This window comes from Brevibacillus sp. 7WMA2, from assembly GCF_010748895.1.
Taxonomy (GTDB): Bacteria; Bacillota; Bacilli; order Brevibacillales; family Brevibacillaceae; genus Brevibacillus_B; species Brevibacillus_B halotolerans.
The window spans coordinates 3,659,233-3,679,421 of the sequence record NZ_CP048799.1; the positions used below are offsets into that span (position 1 = coordinate 3,659,233).

The window sequence follows — 20,189 nt, forward strand, 5'->3', positions numbered from 1 at the left end:
TACACCTACTTCACCAACCAGACACGCATAACTGAAAGCAGTTGACTCGTCTTTAATGGCTTACTGATGTAATCGGATGCTCCAGCCCTCAGGCATTTTTCTCGGTCATATTTCATAGCTTTTGCGGTCAAGGCAATGATTGGTACATTTTTCATATCAGCTTTTTGGCGAATAGCCTGTATTGCTTCATATCCATCCATCTCTGGCATCATAATATCCATGAGTATGATATCCATGTACTGAACATTATCTAGTATTTCAAGACACTCTCTCCCGTTACTGGCGGCGATCACCTTAAATCCTTCTCGTTCAAGAGTGGTAGTGAGCGCAAAAACATTTCGATTGTCATCGTCCACAACCAAGACACGCTTACCCTTAAACAAGCTTGGTACCTGCTGCGTATACTTTTGTGCTTGTGAAGAAATTATTTGATCTTGATCTTGCTCTACCATTACTTGCCCCTGCTCCAAGGAAGTCTGTAAGTCCTCTGTTTCAAAAACAGGAGGCTGTGAGTTCTCTGCGTGAACCCCTTCCATATGAGCTACTGCCGTTTCTGTGTGAACGGAAAACAGCTCCTGTGTCATCCCTTCCTGCATATTTGGAATATATAGCGTAAAGGTACTACCGCAACCCTCTTCACTTTCTAAGGTAATGCAACCACCTAATAGACGTGCAAATTCTCGGCAGATGGATAACCCTAGACCTGTCCCCCCATACTTTCTGCTCGTTGCACCATCTGCTTGATGGAAGGCTTCAAAGATGTGTTCTCTCTTGTCCTCGGCTATGCCAATACCAGTATCCGTGACGGAAATCTCCAAATAGTAATCCGTATACTTCTCCTCTGGCATTATCTTATTGACCTGCAAAGGGTCTGCCCTTCTAATTTGTAGAGTCACGGAGCCCTTTTTCGTAAATTTGAAGGCGTTGGAAAGTAAATTCCGTAAGATTTGATGCAGTCGTTGTTCATCGGTGTACATAATATCGGGCGCATCAGCATGTACTTCAATATGGAACGGAAGATTCTTCTGAGCCGCAATGTGTGAAAAGTGACTTTCCATAAATATCGGCAATTCACTGATATTTACCTCTTCAAAGACAACCTCCAGCTTGCCTGCCTCCACTTTGGAAAGATCTAAAATATCATTAATCAGGTTAAGTAAATCTGAACCAGAGGAATTGATAACACGTGCATATTCTTGCTCTTCCGCGGTAAGCGTCTCATTAAGATTCTCCGAGAGCATTTCTGAGAGGATTAAAATACTATTTAGTGGAGTACGTAGTTCATGTGACATATTAGCTAGAAATTCAGATTTGTATTGAGAGCTTTTCAATAGTGCAGTTGTCTGTTCCTCTAGCTCTATCTTTGTTTGCTCCAGCTCTCGGGCCTTCTCTTCTGCATATTGCTTCTGCTCCTCTAGCCTTTCATTAATGCTAGTAAGCTCCTCTGTCTGCATCTGCAATTCCTCAGATTGTGTCTGTAGCTCTTCTGATTGAGCCTGCAATTCCTCTGTCATTGCTTGCGATTCTCGTAGAAGGCGATCTACCTCTAAGCGATCGAAAATTCGATTAACAGTAGTCCCCAAGTGACTTGTGACATTTTCCATTAGCTGCATATGTAATTCGGAAAACGAACCTAAGGTAGCCATCTCGATCACAGCAACCGTTTCGTTCTCAAAGGTAACTGGAACAATCAAAATTTGTTTCGGATAAGCTTCCCCTAAAGCAGACTTAATGGTAATGTACTGCTCAGGCATTTCTTTTAAGGCAAGCATTCTCTTTTCTTGCGCGCATTGCCCCACTACGCCTTCACCGAAACGAAAGCTGGCAGCTCCCACATCTTCCCCATTTGATGCAAATGAAGCAATCTTTTTAAATTCCTTGGCGTCCCCTTTTCCAAATGCTAGATAAAAAGCACCGTAGGAGGCTTCTATTATCCAAGCGATTTTTGAAATAAATTCTCGCCCTAGAGATTCAAAATCCTGCATCCCCTGCGTTAAATTAGCCATATAGGCTTGTTGGGTCTTTACCCAGCTTTGCTCTGTTATCTTTTTATTAAATTCCTTTACCTTAGTCGTATGTTCCTCTAGGGAGGCCGCCATCTCGTTGAAAGATTCACAAATGTTCCCTATTTCATCTCTCGTTAAAACAGATAATCGCGGTACATTTTCAGCTTGTTTAAAATCAATTCCGGAGATTGTACTGGAGATATGACTAAGACTACGCGAGGTACTGCGTATAGCCCAGCTTGCAATTCCGATTCCTAATGCCAAACAAAGTACGACACTCAAAATGATGATGAGCAACATGCTATGGTAAGTTCTCACAGATTCGTCAGCAGCTTGATCCATTAGTTCCTGCTGGCGATTTTTAAATTCTTCCGTTAACTCCATAACATTTTTGCGAGTCTCTTCTTTTCCACCCACATACATGCCTCTAGCCATTTCCTTATTTCCTGCCTTAACATACGCTACAATCTGCTTTTGATAGGTGAGATAATCTGTATAGTGAACTTTAATTTGCGCTAATAATTGCTGTCCAGACTCCGAATTCATTTTAATGCCGATCACTGTCATTAAGGAGTTAGTATCTAGTATTTTCTGATTCATTTGTTCGATTTTTTGATTGATGAGCAAAATATTATTCTCTGTAATGATATAGCTAAGCTCTTGGTCTATATGAAAAAATTTGTTCTGCAAATCACTCACTAGCTTGATTTTCACAGAACGTTCGTTCGCAATTTCTTCCACGTTATTATTAATACTATTCATCGTAAAGATAACCAAGGAAGCTAAAATCAGTAATAAGAATAAAATCAAGCTGTAGCCAAGCAATTGTTTTCGGCGAAAAGTCATATCTCTCCCATCCTTAGACAAAATATAAAACAGAAAATACAGAGTTCTTTTCTATTTACCCTAATAAAACTATCTTGAATCAGAATTTTTCCTCCCTGTTTACTTTCAAAAAAAAGGTCCCAATCCCTGCTTACTCCCATACACTTCAGAAGGTTATTCAGCTCAAGAAAAGGAAGGGAACCATGAGCAAAGCAATTGTTTTTCCTCATGTGAACTGGGAGGGCTTTCCCCTTTTAGAAAAAAGATGCTGTCAAAACACAAATGTATGGTAGCGTATTAACCTGCTTTCGTGCTGTCCTTACGAAAAAATAGATAAAAACTGCAAGCTGTTGACCTGATCAGGTAAAATATCAGCTCTCCATCTCTTAGCTAGCCCAGCTTGCGCATATAATAGGCCTAACTGGGCTATTATTTGTTCCTTCTCGATGGAGCTATGGTTCAGCCTTTCAAATAAAGTCGTAGCTTCGTGGTATTTCCTGCATTGAATAGCAAGAACTCCAGCAATCTGAAGAAGTCGCGAAGATAAATGAGTTTCCATTAGAAACATTTGGAGGAATTGAAGCTGGATAGAATGAGGGGCTCGAAGCAACGTGATTGCAAACGAATCATTTACTTCCTCTGTCCATCCTAAGGGGGAACAAGAACGATGCAGATCTAACCATTTTTCCCAAGCCCCTATCGCTAGCAATGCTCGACTACAGGATTGGTATACAGGTCGCGACAAAGCCATGATTTGGCCTGGCTTCCATCCAAATAAAGCTTGATATTCTTTTTGCCGTTGAGCTAACCGTAAGACGATTTCATAAGCCTGCGCGTATTCATTCATTTGCAGGAAAATCGCCCATAGTAAAAGATCCGCCTCAAGCTGTTTATCCGCCTGCATATGGGTATGAAAGCATTGCTGTGCTTCCCTGACGCTTAGTAAAGCAAGCTCCTCCTTTCCAAGCTGTGCGAGGAAAATTCCTTTCCAAAGCGGATTATGGGTATAAGCATCCGGCAATAGCAACTGATATTGTGTGAACCACTGCGGCTGATTTAATTCCATCAAATATTGCACGATACTGCTTTGGACCTGAGGCGACAATTTCCCCTTATATAACTGGAATTGCTCCACTAATTCTTGAATTTGATTAAAAGCTCCTCGTATACGGATTAATCTCTGCCAAGCTGCATGGAATTGTGGCTGGAAGGTCAAGGCTTCCTCATAGCAACGACATGATTTTTCATAAGAAAGCAGTCTTTCATAAAGCAATCCCCTTATATAAAAGCTCCGGTAGGTCCCCGCCCCTGAACACGATGTATATTTATGAGATACATCTCCCAGAAGGACGGCTTTCTGCAATAACGCAAGAGCTGAATCTAGCTCATTTTCTTCAATATGAAGAATGGCCCGCAGCTCGATCAGATCAACAAAATCTGGATAATGGCGCAACGCTTCCTCTATCATGTTTTGCGCCTCTTTCGTATTGCCCATCTCTTTATAGGAAAACGCTAGCTTTAGCAATACATCCGACATATAACCAACCCGAAGAGGAACAGCAGAAAGTAGTGCTTCAAATAATACCCGCGCTTTCTGGTATTCTTCCTGCTGAAAATATTTTGTGCCTAGAGCGTAAATCAACAAAGGGTCATCCGGCTTTTCTAGCAGTGCCTTTTGGATAAGAGAAACGTTCCGGGTAGCTTTATTTTTTTGAGCGATAACATGGTCTAAACAGCCATAGTGCTTAACCACCATAGGCGAAAATCTCACACCTTCTGGTTCCACTTCCAGAATACACGTGGCAATCTCTTCATGCATCATTCCTCGAAAGCGCAGGCGTTCATCGTTTCGAAAAAAGCGACAAACCGAATCAGTGATAAATTCTTCTCCTGTAGCGCCCACATAGCTTTGCAATTGGACATAATAGCCAAACGCTTCTGCCTCGTCCATCATCTCTATCAATTGCTCGGCTGGTGGCACGACCCATTCCTCATCAGCATCTAGTACCAGAATCCACGGCTTGGTCGCATATTCCAACGATAAATTTCTAGCCTCAGAGAAATCTCCCCTCCAGGGTATCGAGATAACCCGCGCTCCATAGCTCCTGGCAATTTCTACGCTTCGATCCTGTGAGCCTGTATCAACGATGATCATTTCTGAGACAGTATCGACTGCTGAAGATAAACAGCGTTCAAGGTGCTCCTCCTCATCACAAACAATCATGCACAGGGATATTTGTAATTGTTTCATCTATACGCCCCTCCTTTTTAACCATAAGCGACATTATGATTTTTCTTAGGTTAGACCATTTGCTTGGGGTAATTTGAGGTGGGCTTTTTGAATACAAGGTCTTGCCTGAATAGGACTTGTTAGCATCAAATCTCCCAATAGCGGTTAAAAAAATGAAAAAGGCACATGAGCCCCCAGAAATAAGGGACTCCATGTACCTATATGTTGAAATCTTTTGCTACGTTCCTTGCCCATTAAAAAAGACATAAATCGCTGTGGAATTACCTTGTACGCTGGAACGATACGAGAGTCTTGTATATGGAAGGAAGCGCTTCGTCGGTTCATTACGTTAGATTTTGTAGCAATTGATTCAATTCCTTTGTAGTTACATCACGCCATTCACCTTTTTTGATGCCATCCAAATGAATATTCATAATGCGTATCCGTTGCAAACGCTGAACCTTATAGCCAAATACCTGACACATTCGGCGGATTTGCCTATTTAATCCTTGGGTCAGAATGATTCGAAATGATCGTTCATTCATGCGTTGTACCTGACAAGGCTTGGTTGTAGTCCCAAGAATACGTACCCCGCTAGCCATACCTTTTAGAAAAGAATCTGTAATCGGTTTATCCACCGTCACGATATATTCTTTATCATGGTTGTTTTCCGCCCGCAGAATTTTGTTGACGATATCCCCATCATTCGTTAATAGGATTAATCCCTCTGAGTCTTTATCTAGTCGTCCAATTGGAAAAATCCGTTCTGGATGATTGACGAAATCAATGATGTTTCCCTTTATGTGCCTCTCTGTTGTACAAGTAATCCCAACAGGCTTATTTAGAGCAATATAAATAGCTTCTTTTTTGATCCCCAGCGCTTTTCCGTCAATTTTTACATCGTCTTCACTAGTAGCTTGACTCCCTAGCTCTGCTATCACTCCATTAATCGTGACTCGCCCAGCCTCGATGAGCTTGTCTGCTTCTCGGCGGGAACAATAGCCTGTTTCACTAATAAATTTATTAATCCTCATGTTATGTATCCTTCTTCCATAGCAGATATTTCAGCCTAGGAATCTCTAGCTCAAAGTGATCTCAGGCATCATTTATTATACATGATTTATGATCTGCCTGACTCTGTCGTTTTTTCTTTCGATAAAAACCATCCACCTAGTGCGATTCCTACTAGAACTACATAGAAGGTAATTTTCCAAGCTTTCATTGTTGCGAAGCTCTCTGGTAAAAAAGCCACATGGGGATGAGAGAAGGTGTACACCAGCAATTTGATCCCAACCCAGCCCACAATCAAAAAAGCCGCGGTTTCTAATCCAGGCCGTCGTTTTAACAACGCCACAAAATAATTGGCTGCAAACCTCATTATAATTAACCCGATAAATCCCCCTGTAAAAATCACTAGGAATTGCCCGCCATCCAGTCCTCCAATCTTAGGTAGATTCGTTGAAGGAAGGGAAACAGCAAGTGCCACAGCAGCTAGGATGGAGTCTACTGCAAAAGCAAGATCAGCCAGCTCTACCTTTGCTACAGTCCCCCAGAAACTACCGGGTCCTTTTTTCCTATCAGTGTGTTCTTTTTCTTGGGGCTTCCTGTATTTTTTGCGAAAAATGTGGTTGATGGAGATGAATAGTAAATAAATAGCACCAAGTGCCTGAACCTGCCACACATCAACCAAGAAGGAAATGATAAACAATGATGCAAAGCGAAAGATAAAAGCCCCAGCTAGGCCATAAAACAAGGCCTTTTTACGCTGTTTCTCAGGTAAATCCTTGACCATAATGGCTAATACCAACGCATTATCAGCCGCTAGAATTCCTTCCAAAGCCACTAATATGAGTAGCACCCATCCATATTCCATCAGCAATGACCCATTCATCAAAGCTAGCCTCCTCCTGATCGACAAAGATGCATCTAAAATAATAGCTCGGCTTATTATGCTCTTAGTTGCCAAAGATCAAACCAGTTGGATAAAGAGGCATACCTTATACAGAAAAAAGGAACCAACCTGGTACGCAAAAAATGTACCTGGATTAGTTCCTTTTCCTTTTAGATCATTTAGATGGATTAGCTGGTTGGTTTGCCCTTATGAACCATGAAATAATAGCACAAAAGTGCCCCGACATCTGCTACTGCTATTACAATGCCCATTGGAACCGCCGTTCCGCTTCCACCAATACCTACTAGGGGAGCAAGAAGCGCACCAAAGATTAATGACAAGACACCTAGTAAAGCAGAGGCACTGCCTGCCGCTTTCCCCTGACTTTGCATTGCGAGAGAAAACCCTGCCGTACTAACAATCCCCACACACGATACGATTATAAATAAAGGTGGTAAAATAGCATATAATCCGGCACCTAGCAAAATCACAATCAGTAGACTAACGCCACCAATCGCCGCTAAAATCAACCCGCTGATCATCAGCTTACTCTCGCTAATTTTACCAGCCAGCTTCCCGGTAATTTGGCTAGCAAGAATAATTCCCAAACCATTGATAGCGAAAAACACACTAAACATTTGCGCTGACACACCAAACATATTTTGCAATACGAACGGTGATCCAGATATATAAGCAAACATGGCAGCGATCACCAAGCCCTGTGACAAAGCAAAGCCCATGAACATTTTATCTACGAATAGATTTTTAAATGTAACCAAGGTATTCTTGAATCCACCCGTGGAACGACGCTCGACAGGCAATGACTCGGGTAAACCAAATAGAACAACCAATAGCATAATAATACCAATTGCACCTAATACTACAAAAACACCTTCCCACGGTGTAAAGAGTAAGAGCTGACTTCCAAAGATGGGAGCCGCAATAGGAGCAACTCCATTAACCAGCATTAAAAGGGCAAAAAATTTAGTTAATTCTGGGCCTACATAAATATCCCTTACCATCGCACGTGAAATAACAATTCCGGCTGAACCAGCGGCCCCTTGAATAAATCGGAGAGCCACTAAAGCCCATATAGAAGTTGAAAATACGCACAAAATAGAAGCGACTGCATAAATAGCCAGACCAATCAGCAGCGGTTTACGTCGACCTTGAATATCGCTTAACGGTCCAGCAAACAACTGCCCTAGGGACAAACCTAATAAACAAGCTGTCAAACTAAGCTGTACAGCCGAAGTAGTTGTTTGAAAATCGGTAGCCATTGCCGGCAAGGCAGGCAGATACATATCCAGCGAAAGCGGTCCAAACGCAGATAATGCGCCTAACACAATCGCTAGCCATAAACGTTTTGATTTGGCAGTAGCTTCCGTAGCCGCTGACTGTGAAGAAGAATTCATACGATGTTACTTTCCTTTCTTAAAACCGAATAGGTAAGATTACAATTGTAACGATTATAGTTACATCAATAAACATCTGTCAAGCTTTTAAATGGAAAGTCCCTGATTGCATCTAGCCTCTCTCTATGCAAACCTGCTCGCCTGACCCCTGTAATAAGATCGTAGAAAACACATTATCAAAGCATACGTAACAGCAACTAGCCTATACGGATAATATGTCCCAATATGGCTTTTGTTGTATCGGTAATAACAGTAAATATCCGGTCAAACTCAAGCGCAGTGGATCTACATAAACCAAGCAATTTCAATCATGTTATCTCTTGCCCACATCTAAAAAAGTTCACCCAGAACAGCTTCAGAAATTCCCATCCGCCAACATTTCACCCATCACAACCATCATCCATACCTTGTTTACCACAATCCTATCCCATGTAATACACTTTGTAAATTTTTATGTTTACTATATGCTGCTTTGGCTTTTGGCTTCTTGCTTTATCCATATAAAAAGCTGTTCAGCAATATGACTGAACAGCTTTTTTACTCTCTGTCTTATTTTGTTCTCGTTCTTTTTTTAGAGAAAGCTGATCGTCCTTGACCGGCTGAGCGGCTTGACTTGGCTTTTGATTTGGTTGGAGCAGTCCCTCCAGATCGTTTTGCCCCTGACTTTGTCTCCTGACGTGTACCTGATCTTGAGCTTGGCTTGTTTTGTGTCCTTGTCCCTTGCTTTACTCCCGTCTTTTGTCCCGGTCTCGTCTGATTATGCTTTGCCTGACCTGATCGTGCTGACGACTTAGACCCCGCTTTCGATCCTGTAGCTTTCGATCGATTCCCGTCTCTTGCTTTTGACTGACGTCTATTTTCTGATTGTCCTGCCTTTTTGTCCGCCGTATGTCTTGCCGTTTCTTCATTAGAACTCGCTTGCGAAAAGGAATTGCCATAGGTTTCTTTTGTTAGGGACTGCCCAATTCCCTTTTCAATCATATCTAAATACATCCGGTCTTTAGGAGCAACAAACGTGATCGCTACCCCTGTACCACCGGCTCTCCCGGTTCTGCCAATTCGATGTATATAGCTCTCTACATCATGAGGGATGTCATAGTTAAACACATGTGTGACCCCTTCAACATCCAAACCACGTGCGGCTACATCGGTAGCCACCAAAAATTGTAGGCTGGCTTCCCGGAAGCGTTTCATGACTTGTTCGCGTTTGGCTTGTGATAAATCACCATGAAGCTCGTCACTAGCATAACCAAATCCTTGCAAGGCTTCATTTAAAGTAGAAGCTCTCCGTTTGGTTCGACAGAAGATCACCGCTAAAAAAGGACGGCACTCATCAATAGCCTGACGCAAGGCCGCTTGTTTGGCCCGGTCGGTCGTCTCAATTACCCGCTGCTCGATGTTAGCTACCGTAATTCCTTCACTCTTCGCCTTAATTGTGACAGGCTGGCGCATAAAGCCTTTTGCCAGACTTTGGATTTGCTTTGGCATCGTTGCTGAGAATAATAGCGTCTGTCTGGTTGGCGATGTGGCTTGAATAATCTCTTCTACCTCAGGTAAAAAGCCCAGATGCAACATCTGATCGGCTTCATCAAGAACTAACTGAGACACCTGAGCAAGCTGTATCGTGCCTCGGCGCATATGATCCAGCAATCGACCCGGAGTAGCAATCACGATCTGCCGGCTGCCTCTTAATTTCTTCATCTGCCGCTCTACATCCTGTCCACCATAGATAGCTAGAACCTGTACGCCAGGCTGCGTAAAAATAAGCTTGTTTACCTCGGCGGTAATTTGTAGGGCTAATTCACGTGTCGGTGTCACAATTAGAGCTTGTACATCTGGATTTTCAGGATTAATCATCTGTAAAATAGGCAAAACAAAGGCTAATGTCTTGCCCGTTCCCGTCTGTGCCTGTGCAATTACATCCACCCCGGTTAATACTGCTGGAATTCCTTTCTCCTGAATCTCTGTGGGTGAGTGTAATCCATTCTGTTGCAGTGCTTTTTCTATTGAAGCCTGTATTCCTAATGACTGAAATTTTGGCAAAACCGCCACCTCTTCCCGTTACCAATAACAACACCTGTGGCTATCACTTTTTGCAGACAGCCATTCCAATAAAATAACGAACCTGATCACGCGGCTTCTCAAACGTTAATCCACGCTGGTAATAAATTTCTACCTCAGAAAAGCGAACAAATAGTTGCTCAAATTCCTCAGGAGTTAGCTGGTGAACATGAAACGGTTCACTAGTGGGCATCCCTCTTCCTCTACCAAATGGACTAGAAAGTACTAATGTACCCCCAGGCTTTAGCATATGATAGATATTTTCCATAAATAGCTGATCATCTGCCACATGCTCAATGGTTTCAAAGCTAAGAATCGTATCAAACATGCCTAATTTTTCGGGAAGCTTAGGATCGAGTGCATCATGCTGTAAGTATGTAACCTTTTGATGATTGTACTCACGATTTGCATAAAATAGAGTCTCTTGATCTACATCTACACCAATCAGCTCGGTCACCTCCCGCTTGCGTTCCTTCACAACCATGTGACACCCATAGCCAGTACCACAGGCGATATCTAGAACTCTCCCTCGACAATACGGAGTTGAGAAATAATACCTCGCTAGATGCTCCAATAGCATTCCATTCATCGGCTTGAGCAATTTAGGAATAATACGTTCCCCTGTCCACTCTAACAAAATCCAATCACCTTCTATATTTGCTTCTTTTTCCTTCTTCATTATACAGATGCCTTACCAATAAAAAAAACTGCCGCTTGGATTATTATCATCACAAACGACAGATCTAATCGGTAAGTCATCTATCTCAACCTGTATTGCTTTATCTAGAAATGCTTATTATGATCATTGATAAACCATGCAATACTGTTCTACCTGACTCTTTGGCAAAGGAATTACTTCAATTGTAGTAAATTGATATCGCTCATATAAAGCAATGTTATGAGGGTTTTGAGTTTCTAACGTACATACGATGTTTCGCTGCTTACATTCCTCTAAAAGAGGCTTCATAATTTTACTCACATACCCTTGCCCCCGAAACTCTGGCTGCACCACAAGCATATCCAAATGCATATATACTCGTCCCTCAAACACAGACAACCAAGCAGAGCTCATACAGCGTAGAATAGCCAATCCTCGGCAAAATCCCCTAAACCCAATATACTTACTAGCTTTCAGCGACTTTACGATTGTACGACAGATATCCCATATGTATCTGTATGCAGGCAATGCTTCTGCCTTTTCCGATCTGAATACTAATGCAACAGCTTCCAATCTATCGGAGGTCGCATATAAATCGGAGTAATCATACAGCATGGTAACATAGTTTGTAAAAAAGATCTGTAGAACATTCAGTCTAGTAGAACGGTCAGGCAGGATATGCTGATACAGTGGGTCTTCCATAAATCCTTCAGCCAATACATTCGCTGCTCGGCCAATCTCGTTACGGTTTAACTTAACTATGTGCGCACTACAAATAGTTCCACCCCATTGAATAGTTTGTAAGCTAAGCTATCCATTTACTGCTAGCTTATCCTTCCATGGTACAGCTTGGGCTGGAACGCCGTCAAATCGAGCAGGTAGAGTGACGCCGGAACATTGTATGATCATTGTGTTCCTGCATGAATGCTGGTAGACGCATTCTTTTCAAAGGTATACGCAAGTACAGGTTCTCTGATGATTCGACCATTTATCATTGGGAAGGCATACTCTAATTTTACTGGGTTTTGTTCTATATATTTACGCGCTGCCTCCTCGGAAGAAAGGGCTTTCCTGATATCTGCAAAGGTTTCTGTTCCATCTGCTAATGATAAAAACATACCCAATACCGCTTTCGTCTCTACATCAATCGTGATTTTGTATGTCTGATCAAATATAGGCACTCCCTGATACGAACGATAAAAAACGATCGATTCTTCACCAGATGGGTTCCCTTTTTGGTGTTGACGGAGCATACGAAACTCCGTGACACTCTCGTCCAAATATGGTTGTAAAAACTCCAGCGCTGTCTCCTCCAGCTCTTTATCAGAGAATTTCTTTTCCTTTATCTTTTGCGTACGATCCATCTTTTGAATGCTAAATTGTTTCACACGATCTCCTAGTGTAATTACTTTATAGAAGATATCATCCCGGCTGCCATCGTATTCTGTCTCCCCCTCGCCCATCATATATTTTGGCACATTGCTTACCCTTAAAGCTAATCCCTTGGTATCTACCCCAAACGAAGCTAATACATCGGTGGCTTCCTGTGGATTTGTTACGATGACTTGTTTTTTTCCCGGCGTAACAGTAATAACGGGGGAGAATTGTACTTCGTAGCCATGCGAAACTTGAATCTGTTCACCAGTCTGAGCATTCAGGTACGTAGTCATTCCATCTCTATATTTCAGCTCATAGGTTTTCGCATCCGGTCCCTTTCTGCCCTTAGGCATATAGACCAATTGTAAATTCTCAGCAAATTTCTTTTCTAAAATAGGCATTTCCAATAGCTCAACAGGTTTTTTAAATTTGGAAATATCCATGGTAAGTCCAGTAGATTCCCCTGCATTCGCATATCGAATCGTTCCCTTTTCTCCAACCCCTATTGCATAATTATCTTCAGCCACTGGAATATCATTTACATAGCGCTGATAGAAAACGGTAGCAACCTTTTGCTCCTTATTAATTTCTACCTTCCCTAAACGATACTGTTGCTTCTGAGTTCCTAGCATGGTAGTGAGGAATTCCTCTGCCACTTTTTTGGCAACCGCCTCTGAAGGAGCTTCGGTATCAGGAGCAGAGGGATTTTCTTGAAAAAGAGACAGAAGTGTACCGTCACTAGCATCAATCTGAGCATCCGCATACAGTATCGCCTTGTTATTTTCCTTTTTACGTAATATGATCCTATACTGATCTCGATGTGCTTGGCTTATACTGAAAGTTTTATCTGCTGATTGAAGCGCGGGAACAATGCCGTACAGCTTTTCTATTGTTTTTTTAGCAGCATGGCTCATCTCATTTTCTGAGCTAATCGGTTTATGTTGAAAAGAAAGGTTACTATTATTAGATAAAGGATTAGCAAATGTAACAAGCAGGAGAATAACGGCTACAGATAAACCCCACTGCGAAACTAAACGAGTCCATCTACGCTGTTTTTGTCTTCTTTTCAGCTTGTTCATCAATGCTCTATCCAGCGTTTGGGGAAATTCTCTTCTGGGCTGTGAATCATAGCTTTCTCTAATTTTTCGAAATAGTGCCTTATCATCGGGAAAGTTCATGCTCCCATCCCCCTTCCCAGTAGCCTTTCAAATAGGTTCGTAATTGTTTCACAGCACGATGGAAATCTACTCGCACCTTAGCCTCGCTGCATTCTAAGATTTCCGCTGTTTCCTTTATACTGAATTCCTTTAACCCTCGCAGAATAACAACACTGCGATATTTAGGCTTAAGTCGGAGCATAGCCGATATCATGAGTTCCTTTTCTTCTTTTGCCTCAAGTTCTGATTCAGGGCGTCCAAGCTTAGACGGAAGACCCATTATTGGTTCCATGCTCAGCCAGGCACGAATTCTTCTTTTGCGTCCATAGTCGATGGCGACATGCTTAGCGATGCTAAGAATCCATGTTTTCATACTGGAACGTTCCTCATAACGCGGCAATGCATCCAGAACTCTGATAAAAACCTCCTGTGTTAAATCCTCTGCATTGTTTCGATTACCCGTAAAATATATCATAAATTGATAGACTTCCAGATAATGCTGTTCATACACTAGCCTGCTTCTTCCTTCAATATCATCTGTATGGTACAAGAGAGTCTCCACCTACTCTACAGCAAATTAATCAAAAGCTATGTAAATTGGTACCGATCCATCTCGTTAGAATCAGATGGATCGGCAGGAAAGGTTATTTATTTACTACTTCTCCAGTTATAGCATCGATAGTTCCCGTATTCTTGTTACTTTGTGTATAAACCAATGATGGCTCCTTCACAACTTGATTATTGATTATCGGGAAGCCGTATTCTAGTTTTACTGGTTGTTTCTCTAGATACTTACGAGCAGCCTCTTCTACAGAGATGACTTGGCTGGCATCTGCGAGGGTTTCAGTCCCGTCCGTTACGCTTAAAAACATGCCCTGAATTGCTCCCGTCTCTGCGTTAACAGTGACGCTATAGGCTTGAGTGAAACTAGGAATTCCTTGATACGAGCGATAAAAAACAACTGTTTCATTCGTATCAGTAAGATTAATGGTTTCATGCTTCTTATTCATGCGCAGTTCTGTCACGTCCTTATCTAAATACGGCTGTAAAAATTCTAATGCCTTCGCCTCAATCTCTTTATCCGAGAGCTTCTTCTCTTTCACCTTTTGTGTTCGATCCACCTTTTGAACGCTAAATTTAATTACTCGTCCTCCGTGTGTAGTTACTCCATAAAAGGTGCCATTTTGATTAGCAACATACTCTGCTTCCCCTTGACCCTTCATACTATCTGGAACCTTGTTTGATCTAAGTACCAGTCCCTTTGTATCTACTCCGAATGAAGCTAATGCCTCCGTCGCTTCTTGCGGAGTTTTGGCCATGATCTGTTTATTTCCCGGAGTAACAGTAATGGTCGGTGAAAGCTCTCCTTGATAGCTTGTAGCAAGCTGAACCTTTTCACCTGTCTGCGCATCTAAAACAGAGAACCAATCTTTATACTTTAACTCAAAGATTTTAGCATCGGCTCCCTCTCTACCCTTCGGCATGTAGACTAATTCCAAATGCTTAGCAAATGCTTTTTCAATGTCCTGTCCCGTAAGCAGCGTGGTTGGCTTCTTAAATTTGGAAACATCCATGGAAAGTCCGGTAGATGCCTTTGCATTCGCATATCGAATCTTTCCTTTTTCTCCAATCCCTATTACATAACCATCTTCAGCCACTGGGATATCATTTACATAGCGCTGATAAAAAACGGTAGTAATCCTTTGCTCTTGATTAATTTCTACTTTCTCTAAACGATACTGTTGCTTCTGACTTCCTATCATGGCGGTTAGGAACTCTTCTGCCGCTTTCTTTGCTATTGCTTCTGCAGGGGCTTTGGTATCAGGTGCGGACGAATTTTCTTGGGAAAAGGATAGAAGTGTACCGTCTTTAGCATCAACCTGAGCATCGGCATACAACGTTGCCTTGTTATTGTCCTTTTTACGGAAAATAAGCTGGTACTGTTCACGGTATTGTCCATTACTTACATTAATATGTTTCTGTGCTTCTTTAAAAACTGGAAATGTTTTATATAGCTTAGCCAGTGTCTGTTTAGCAGCATCGCTTACTTGTGTTTCAGAGATAGACTGATTAGCGGCTGCTGAAACACTCTTGGCTGATACCTGATCTTGCAACCAATATGACGTTGTGGAAAGCATGCTCACAAGGCATAGCATAGTAATCATTTTCTTCGACAGCTTTTTATGCTGGTTCATTATATTTTCCTCCCGTGATCATGTAATTTTGTTCATCATAGGGTTTAGTCGAAACCTATTAGCAAATGTTACAAAAATTTTTTCTATTTCATTTTTGAGCGATAAATCACCAAAATCCTTTCTTTCCTAAAAACATCCAAAAACTTAATTGTACTTTTTTTCACTTATCAAAAATGCCAAAAATGACATCAAATTGATACAATTCGTGGCGAATTTGTGATTTTTTTAACATCCAATGTGTAATAGCCCCATCTCTACCACAATCAGGTGCTTGCCATTTAGGCAAGAAAGCATAAAATGAAGGTTGGGCAGTAAGCGCTTTTACTTTTTCGAGGTAGATGGGAACATATTAAAATTATTTTTTATATGCTCATAAGCAGATTGTCTAACATTTTGCCAAAATTGTTAGAGCTTCAAATGAGGTATTTTGCACAAAACTGTTTCTACAAAAAAACCGTATTGAATTAACTTAAAAATGATTCTATACTGTTATTTTTAACATTTGTGCAATATCCCAATATGGTTATTGCATGAGGCTTCTTGTTTTCAATCATCACTGATTTCACACCCTAGGAGGTCAACCATGATTCATTGCATACTTAACAACAAACCACAACTAATTCTACATGGCGTATGCCTCACCTGTAGTAATCCTTCCTTACGTTTAAGGCGTTCAATTTAACATTCCGTATAAATGAAGTCTATTCATATCGCTAGGAACCCTATTTTTATATGTGGTTTCGTATTGAAAGTAATCTCATAGAACACTGGTAAACGACTTTCACCTAGGGGCAGAAATCTCCCGTCTTCCTTCGACTAATACACATCTCAGAGAAAGGGGTCACTTATGAGACACAAAGGGTCGTTTCTTTTCATGTTTTTTTGTCTTGCTCTTTTATTATCCGGTTGTGAGCCATTAATGGTACTTGATCCAAAAGGACCTGTTGCCAAAATACAATCGGACACCATTATTTTTTCTATGTGGGTTATGGCTGGTGTATTATTTGTAGTTTATGTTTTGTTTGTTTACATGCTAGTGAAATATCGCGCTACCAAAGCGAACGAGGGTTATGTACCTCCTCACGAGGAAGGTAGTAAGCTATTAGAAATTGCATGGACAGCCATTCCAATTGTCATTGTAGTGATTTTATCAGTTATTACTGTCAAAACACTGGATCAAGTGGAAAACAAGCCAGCCGGCTATGACGATCAGAAGCCAATGATCATTTATGCTTCGTCTTCTAACTGGAAATGGCATTTTAGTTATCCTGAGGAAAACATTGAGACGGTTAACTATCTGAACATCCCGACAAACCGTCCGATCGAATTCCGTCTGTATTCGTATGGACCAATCACGAGCTTCTGGATTCCACAGCTTGGTGGTCAAAAATATGCGATGTCCGACATGGTTACCAAATTGCATTTTGCCGCTGATCATCCGGGTTCGTTCATGGGTAAAAACTCTAACTTCTCCGGTAGAGGCTTTGCACAAATGGAATTTGAAGTTCTAGCAATGTCACCTGCTGATTATTCAAAATGGGTGGATGAAGTAAAGAAAACGGCTCCTGAATTGACAGAGCCTGAATTTGATAGCGTGCTTGACATGGAGCATGTAGGAAGAAAAACGTATTCTTCCACACACTTATCATTTAGACCAGCGCCTGAGGGTGCCCATGGTGGTCATAATCATGGAGGCGGAACAACAACTGAATCGGAGCCACACTCTACTTCTGAGCACTCTGGGCATTCTGATTCTTCTTCCGAACACTCCGAGCATTCCGAAATGAATCACGACCAGCATAAGAAATAACTAGCTCAGAAAGGAGTCAAATCGGTTATGAAATGGGACGAATTTTTCGTTACAGGTGAGCCGATGATCTATGGCGCTATGGCAAGTATTGTGCTTGCCACGATCGCTATCATTGGCGGTTTAACCTACTTTAAAAAATGGGGCTACTTGTGGAGAGAATGGCTCACTACAGTTGACCATAAAAAAATCGGTGTTATGTACATCATTGCCGCTCTCCTCATGCTATTCCGCGGTGGCGTAGATGCTGTAATGATGCGTATTCAGCTAGCTGTACCTGATAATACCTTCTTAAATTCGCAGCATTACAATGAGGTCTTTACAACACACGGTATTATCATGATCCTCTTTATGGCGATGCCGTTTATCATTGGACTCATGAACGTGGTTATTCCTCTTCAAATCGGTGCGAGAGACGTAGCATTCCCGCGTCTTAATGCCGTTAGCTTCTGGCTGTTTTTCGCAGGTGCGATGCTATTTAACATCTCCTTTGTTATTGGTGGATCGCCTGACGCTGGATGGACTGCTTACTTCCCGTTGGCAAGTAAAGAATTCAGTCCTACAGTAGGTAACAACTACTACTCCATTGCTTTACAAATTGCGGGTATTGGTACACTGATGACCGGTGTTAACTTTACTGCAACCATTTTAAAAATGCGTGCTCCTGGTATGAAAATGATGCACATACCAATGTTTACATGGTCTGTTCTTATTACTTGCGTGATCATCATGTTTGCCTTCCCTGTCTTAACAGTAGCGTTGGCACTAATGATGTTTGATCGTCTATTTGATAGTCAGTTCTTTACAATGGCTAACGGCGGTATGGATATGCTATGGGCCAACCTGTTCTGGATTTGGGGTCACCCTGAGGTATATATCGTTGTTCTGCCAGCGTTCGGTATCTATAGCGAAATCATCGCTACTTTCTCGAAAAAGAACCTTTATGGATATACTTCCATGGTTGTCAGTATGGTAGCTATTTCCTTGCTTTCTTTCGTAGTTTGGGCTCACCATTTCTATACAATGGGTCACGGCAGTGCGGTGAATGGATTCTTCTCGATCACCACAATGGCCATAGCAGTCCCGACAGGGGTAAAAATATTCAATTGGCTCTTCACACTGCGTAAGGGTCGGATTGAATTTACGACACCAATGCTTTATTCACTAGCCTTTATCCCGATCTTTACGATTGGTGGGGTAACAGGTGTTATGCTTGCGATGGCTAGTGCTGACTACCAATACCACAACACCATGTTCCTAGTAGCTCACTTCCACTATGTGTTGATTCCTGGTACGGTGTTTGCGGTTATTGCCGGTATGTACTACTGGTTCCCGAAAGTCTTTGGTTTTAAATTGAATGAACGTCTAGGTAAAATCAGCTTCTGGGTTATTGCTGTTTCCTTTAACGCGACATTCCTGCCTCTATTCTTCCTAGGATTGAATGGTATGACACGTCGTATGTACACATACTCTGCTGGAACCGGCTTTGGTCCGCTCAATCTGATTGCTACCATCGGGTCTATTGGTTTAACGCTTGGCTTTATCTTATTGGTTTACAACATCTATTGGAGCTGCCGTTACAGTCCGCGCGATGTAAATGGAGATCCATGGGGTGGACGTACGCTAGAATGGAGCACACACAGTCCTGTACCTGAGTACAACTTTGCAGTGATGCCTAATCACACTGGTCGTGACGCCTTCTGGTTTGCAAAACAAAAAAATCTACCGATGTTTACGGATAAAATTGAACCGATTCACATGCCAAATAACAGCGGGCAACCGTTTATTCTTGGTATAATCTTCTTCTTCTTTGGATTCTTCCTAGTATTTAGCTGGTGGACTCCTGCGATTATCTCAGGAATTCTGGTCATCGTCATGCTAGCTGTTCGCTCGTTTGAACGAGATCATGGCAAACACATTCCCGTTAAAGAAATCATCGAGACTGAGGAAAGATTGCGGGGTGATCGTGTATGAAAATAGATAAATCCCTTCCGCTTGAATATCGTACGGAAGAAAATCAATTAAAGATTTTGGGATTCTGGCTATTCTTAGGTGCCGAGATCGTACTGTTCTCTACCCTATTTGCTGTATATTTTACTTTGTGGCAACGTACAGGTCACGGCCCTACAGCCTCTCATCTTTTTGAGCTAAAAGGCGTTATGATTGAAACGATCCTCCTGTTAACCAGTAGTTTCGTTTGTGGACTAGCTATTCACAGCATGCGTCTTGGTTTTAAAAAGCCTACATTAGTCTTTTTGCTCATTACTCTTTTACTAGGATTAGGCTTCCTAGGTGTTGAGATTTTTGAGTTTATCACTTACGTTAATGAAGGTGCTACTCTGCAAACCAGTGCCTTTCTATCTAGCTTATTTGTTCTGTTAGGCACACATGGAGCGCACGTTACCTTTGGTCTATTATGGGGAATGGGAATCATTATGCAGATGAAGCGTGAAGGTATTAATGAGATTACCGCAAACAAGACTTTCATCTTCTCCCTATACTGGCACTTCCTTGACGTTGTCTGGATCTTTATCTTCAGCTTTGTCTACTTGAAAGGATTGATGTAA

At 41.8% G+C, this 20,189-nt stretch carries 14 protein-coding genes and 1 pseudogene; 3 read left to right on the forward strand and 12 right to left on the reverse strand.

Annotation, left to right across the window (positions count from 1 at the left end):
* Positions 1-5: 5 nt before the first annotated feature.
* From GOP56_RS15360 to GOP56_RS15410, 12 genes and pseudogenes are all read right to left on the reverse strand, one after another.
* Positions 6-2,852, reverse strand: coding sequence for a sensor histidine kinase (locus GOP56_RS15360; protein WP_163245990.1), 2,847 nt, complete (start codon positions 2,850-2,852; stop codon positions 6-8).
* Positions 2,853-3,150: 298 nt separating this feature from the next.
* Complete coding sequence (locus GOP56_RS15365; RefSeq protein ID WP_163245991.1) at positions 3,151-5,082, reverse strand: tetratricopeptide repeat-containing glycosyltransferase family 2 protein; 1,932 nt, start codon at positions 5,080-5,082, stop codon at positions 3,151-3,153.
* Between the two features lie 217 nt (positions 5,083-5,299).
* Positions 5,300-5,356 (reverse strand): annotated as a pseudogene (locus tag GOP56_RS24410) (hypothetical protein); the annotation flags it as partial.
* Positions 5,357-5,405: 49 nt separating this feature from the next.
* Positions 5,406-6,095 (reverse strand): 23S rRNA pseudouridine(2604) synthase RluF, encoded by a 690-nt coding sequence (gene rluF, locus GOP56_RS15370; RefSeq protein WP_003342855.1) that lies wholly within the window; start codon positions 6,093-6,095, stop codon positions 5,406-5,408.
* Positions 6,096-6,181: 86 nt separating this feature from the next.
* Positions 6,182-6,952: a TerC family protein gene (locus GOP56_RS15375; RefSeq protein ID WP_003334106.1), complete on the reverse strand. Its 771-nt coding sequence runs from the start codon at positions 6,950-6,952 to the stop codon at positions 6,182-6,184.
* Positions 6,953-7,140: 188 nt separating this feature from the next.
* Positions 7,141-8,367, reverse strand: coding sequence for a multidrug effflux MFS transporter (locus tag GOP56_RS15380; RefSeq protein ID WP_163245992.1), 1,227 nt, complete (start codon positions 8,365-8,367; stop codon positions 7,141-7,143).
* Positions 8,368-8,916: 549 nt separating this feature from the next.
* Positions 8,917-10,410 (reverse strand): DEAD/DEAH box helicase, encoded by a 1,494-nt coding sequence (locus tag GOP56_RS15385; protein WP_163245993.1) that lies wholly within the window; start codon positions 10,408-10,410, stop codon positions 8,917-8,919.
* 43 nt (positions 10,411-10,453) lie between these two features.
* Positions 10,454-11,107, reverse strand: a complete 654-nt coding sequence (locus GOP56_RS15390) for a class I SAM-dependent methyltransferase (RefSeq protein WP_022586072.1) — start codon at positions 11,105-11,107, stop codon at positions 10,454-10,456.
* Between the two features lie 123 nt (positions 11,108-11,230).
* The gene (locus GOP56_RS15395; RefSeq protein WP_254068427.1) at positions 11,231-11,803 is read right to left on the reverse strand and encodes a GNAT family N-acetyltransferase; all 573 of its coding nucleotides are present in this window, start codon (positions 11,801-11,803) and stop codon (positions 11,231-11,233) included.
* Positions 11,804-11,991: 188 nt separating this feature from the next.
* Positions 11,992-13,641 (reverse strand): YcdB/YcdC domain-containing protein, encoded by a 1,650-nt coding sequence (locus tag GOP56_RS15400; RefSeq protein WP_163245994.1) that lies wholly within the window; start codon positions 13,639-13,641, stop codon positions 11,992-11,994.
* Positions 13,625-14,170: an RNA polymerase sigma factor gene (locus GOP56_RS15405; RefSeq protein WP_101669356.1), complete on the reverse strand. Its 546-nt coding sequence runs from the start codon at positions 14,168-14,170 to the stop codon at positions 13,625-13,627. The genes GOP56_RS15400 and GOP56_RS15405 overlap by 17 nt, the downstream gene beginning before the upstream one ends.
* Positions 14,171-14,264: 94 nt before the next feature.
* Entirely contained in the window at positions 14,265-15,815 is a 1,551-nt protein-coding gene (locus GOP56_RS15410; protein WP_163245995.1) for a YcdB/YcdC domain-containing protein, read from the reverse strand.
* An 847-nt stretch (positions 15,816-16,662) separates the two neighbouring features.
* Between GOP56_RS15410 and qoxA the strand changes: the two genes are divergently transcribed.
* Genes qoxA through qoxC form a run of 3 tightly spaced genes read left to right on the forward strand, consistent with a single transcriptional unit; the run spans position 16,663 to position 20,189 of the window.
* Positions 16,663-17,625 carry a cytochrome aa3 quinol oxidase subunit II gene (gene qoxA / locus GOP56_RS15415; RefSeq protein ID WP_022586070.1) on the forward strand — a complete coding sequence of 321 codons (963 nt, stop codon included), beginning with the start codon at positions 16,663-16,665 and terminating at the stop codon, positions 17,623-17,625.
* Positions 17,626-17,652: 27 nt separating this feature from the next.
* Positions 17,653-19,596, forward strand: a complete 1,944-nt coding sequence (qoxB, locus tag GOP56_RS15420; RefSeq protein WP_003334098.1) for a cytochrome aa3 quinol oxidase subunit I — start codon at positions 17,653-17,655, stop codon at positions 19,594-19,596.
* Positions 19,593-20,189, forward strand: a complete 597-nt coding sequence (qoxC, locus tag GOP56_RS15425; protein WP_003334097.1) for a cytochrome aa3 quinol oxidase subunit III — start codon at positions 19,593-19,595, stop codon at positions 20,187-20,189. Before qoxB ends, qoxC begins: the two co-directional genes overlap by 4 nt.

What these genes read in the sequence shown, in the direction of transcription:
- GOP56_RS15360 (WP_163245990.1), bottom strand. Translation starts at nt 2,852, where the DNA reads ATGACTTTTCGCCGAAAACAATTGCTTGGCTACAGCTTGATTTTATTC.
- GOP56_RS15365 (WP_163245991.1), bottom strand. Translation starts at nt 5,082, where the DNA reads ATGAAACAATTACAAATATCCCTGTGCATGATTGTTTGTGATGAGGAG.
- rluF (WP_003342855.1), bottom strand. Translation starts at nt 6,095, where the DNA reads ATGAGGATTAATAAATTTATTAGTGAAACAGGCTATTGTTCCCGCCGA.
- GOP56_RS15375 (WP_003334106.1), bottom strand. Translation starts at nt 6,952, where the DNA reads ATGAATGGGTCATTGCTGATGGAATATGGATGGGTGCTACTCATATTA.
- GOP56_RS15380 (WP_163245992.1), bottom strand. Translation starts at nt 8,367, where the DNA reads ATGAATTCTTCTTCACAGTCAGCGGCTACGGAAGCTACTGCCAAATCA.
- GOP56_RS15390 (WP_022586072.1), bottom strand. Translation starts at nt 11,107, where the DNA reads ATGAAGAAGGAAAAAGAAGCAAATATAGAAGGTGATTGGATTTTGTTA.
- GOP56_RS15400 (WP_163245994.1), bottom strand. Translation starts at nt 13,641, where the DNA reads ATGAACTTTCCCGATGATAAGGCACTATTTCGAAAAATTAGAGAAAGC.
- GOP56_RS15410 (WP_163245995.1), bottom strand. Translation starts at nt 15,815, where the DNA reads ATGAACCAGCATAAAAAGCTGTCGAAGAAAATGATTACTATGCTATGC.
- qoxA (WP_022586070.1), top strand. Translation starts at nt 16,663, where the DNA reads ATGAGACACAAAGGGTCGTTTCTTTTCATGTTTTTTTGTCTTGCTCTT.
- qoxB (WP_003334098.1), top strand. Translation starts at nt 17,653, where the DNA reads ATGAAATGGGACGAATTTTTCGTTACAGGTGAGCCGATGATCTATGGC.
- qoxC (WP_003334097.1), top strand. Translation starts at nt 19,593, where the DNA reads ATGAAAATAGATAAATCCCTTCCGCTTGAATATCGTACGGAAGAAAAT.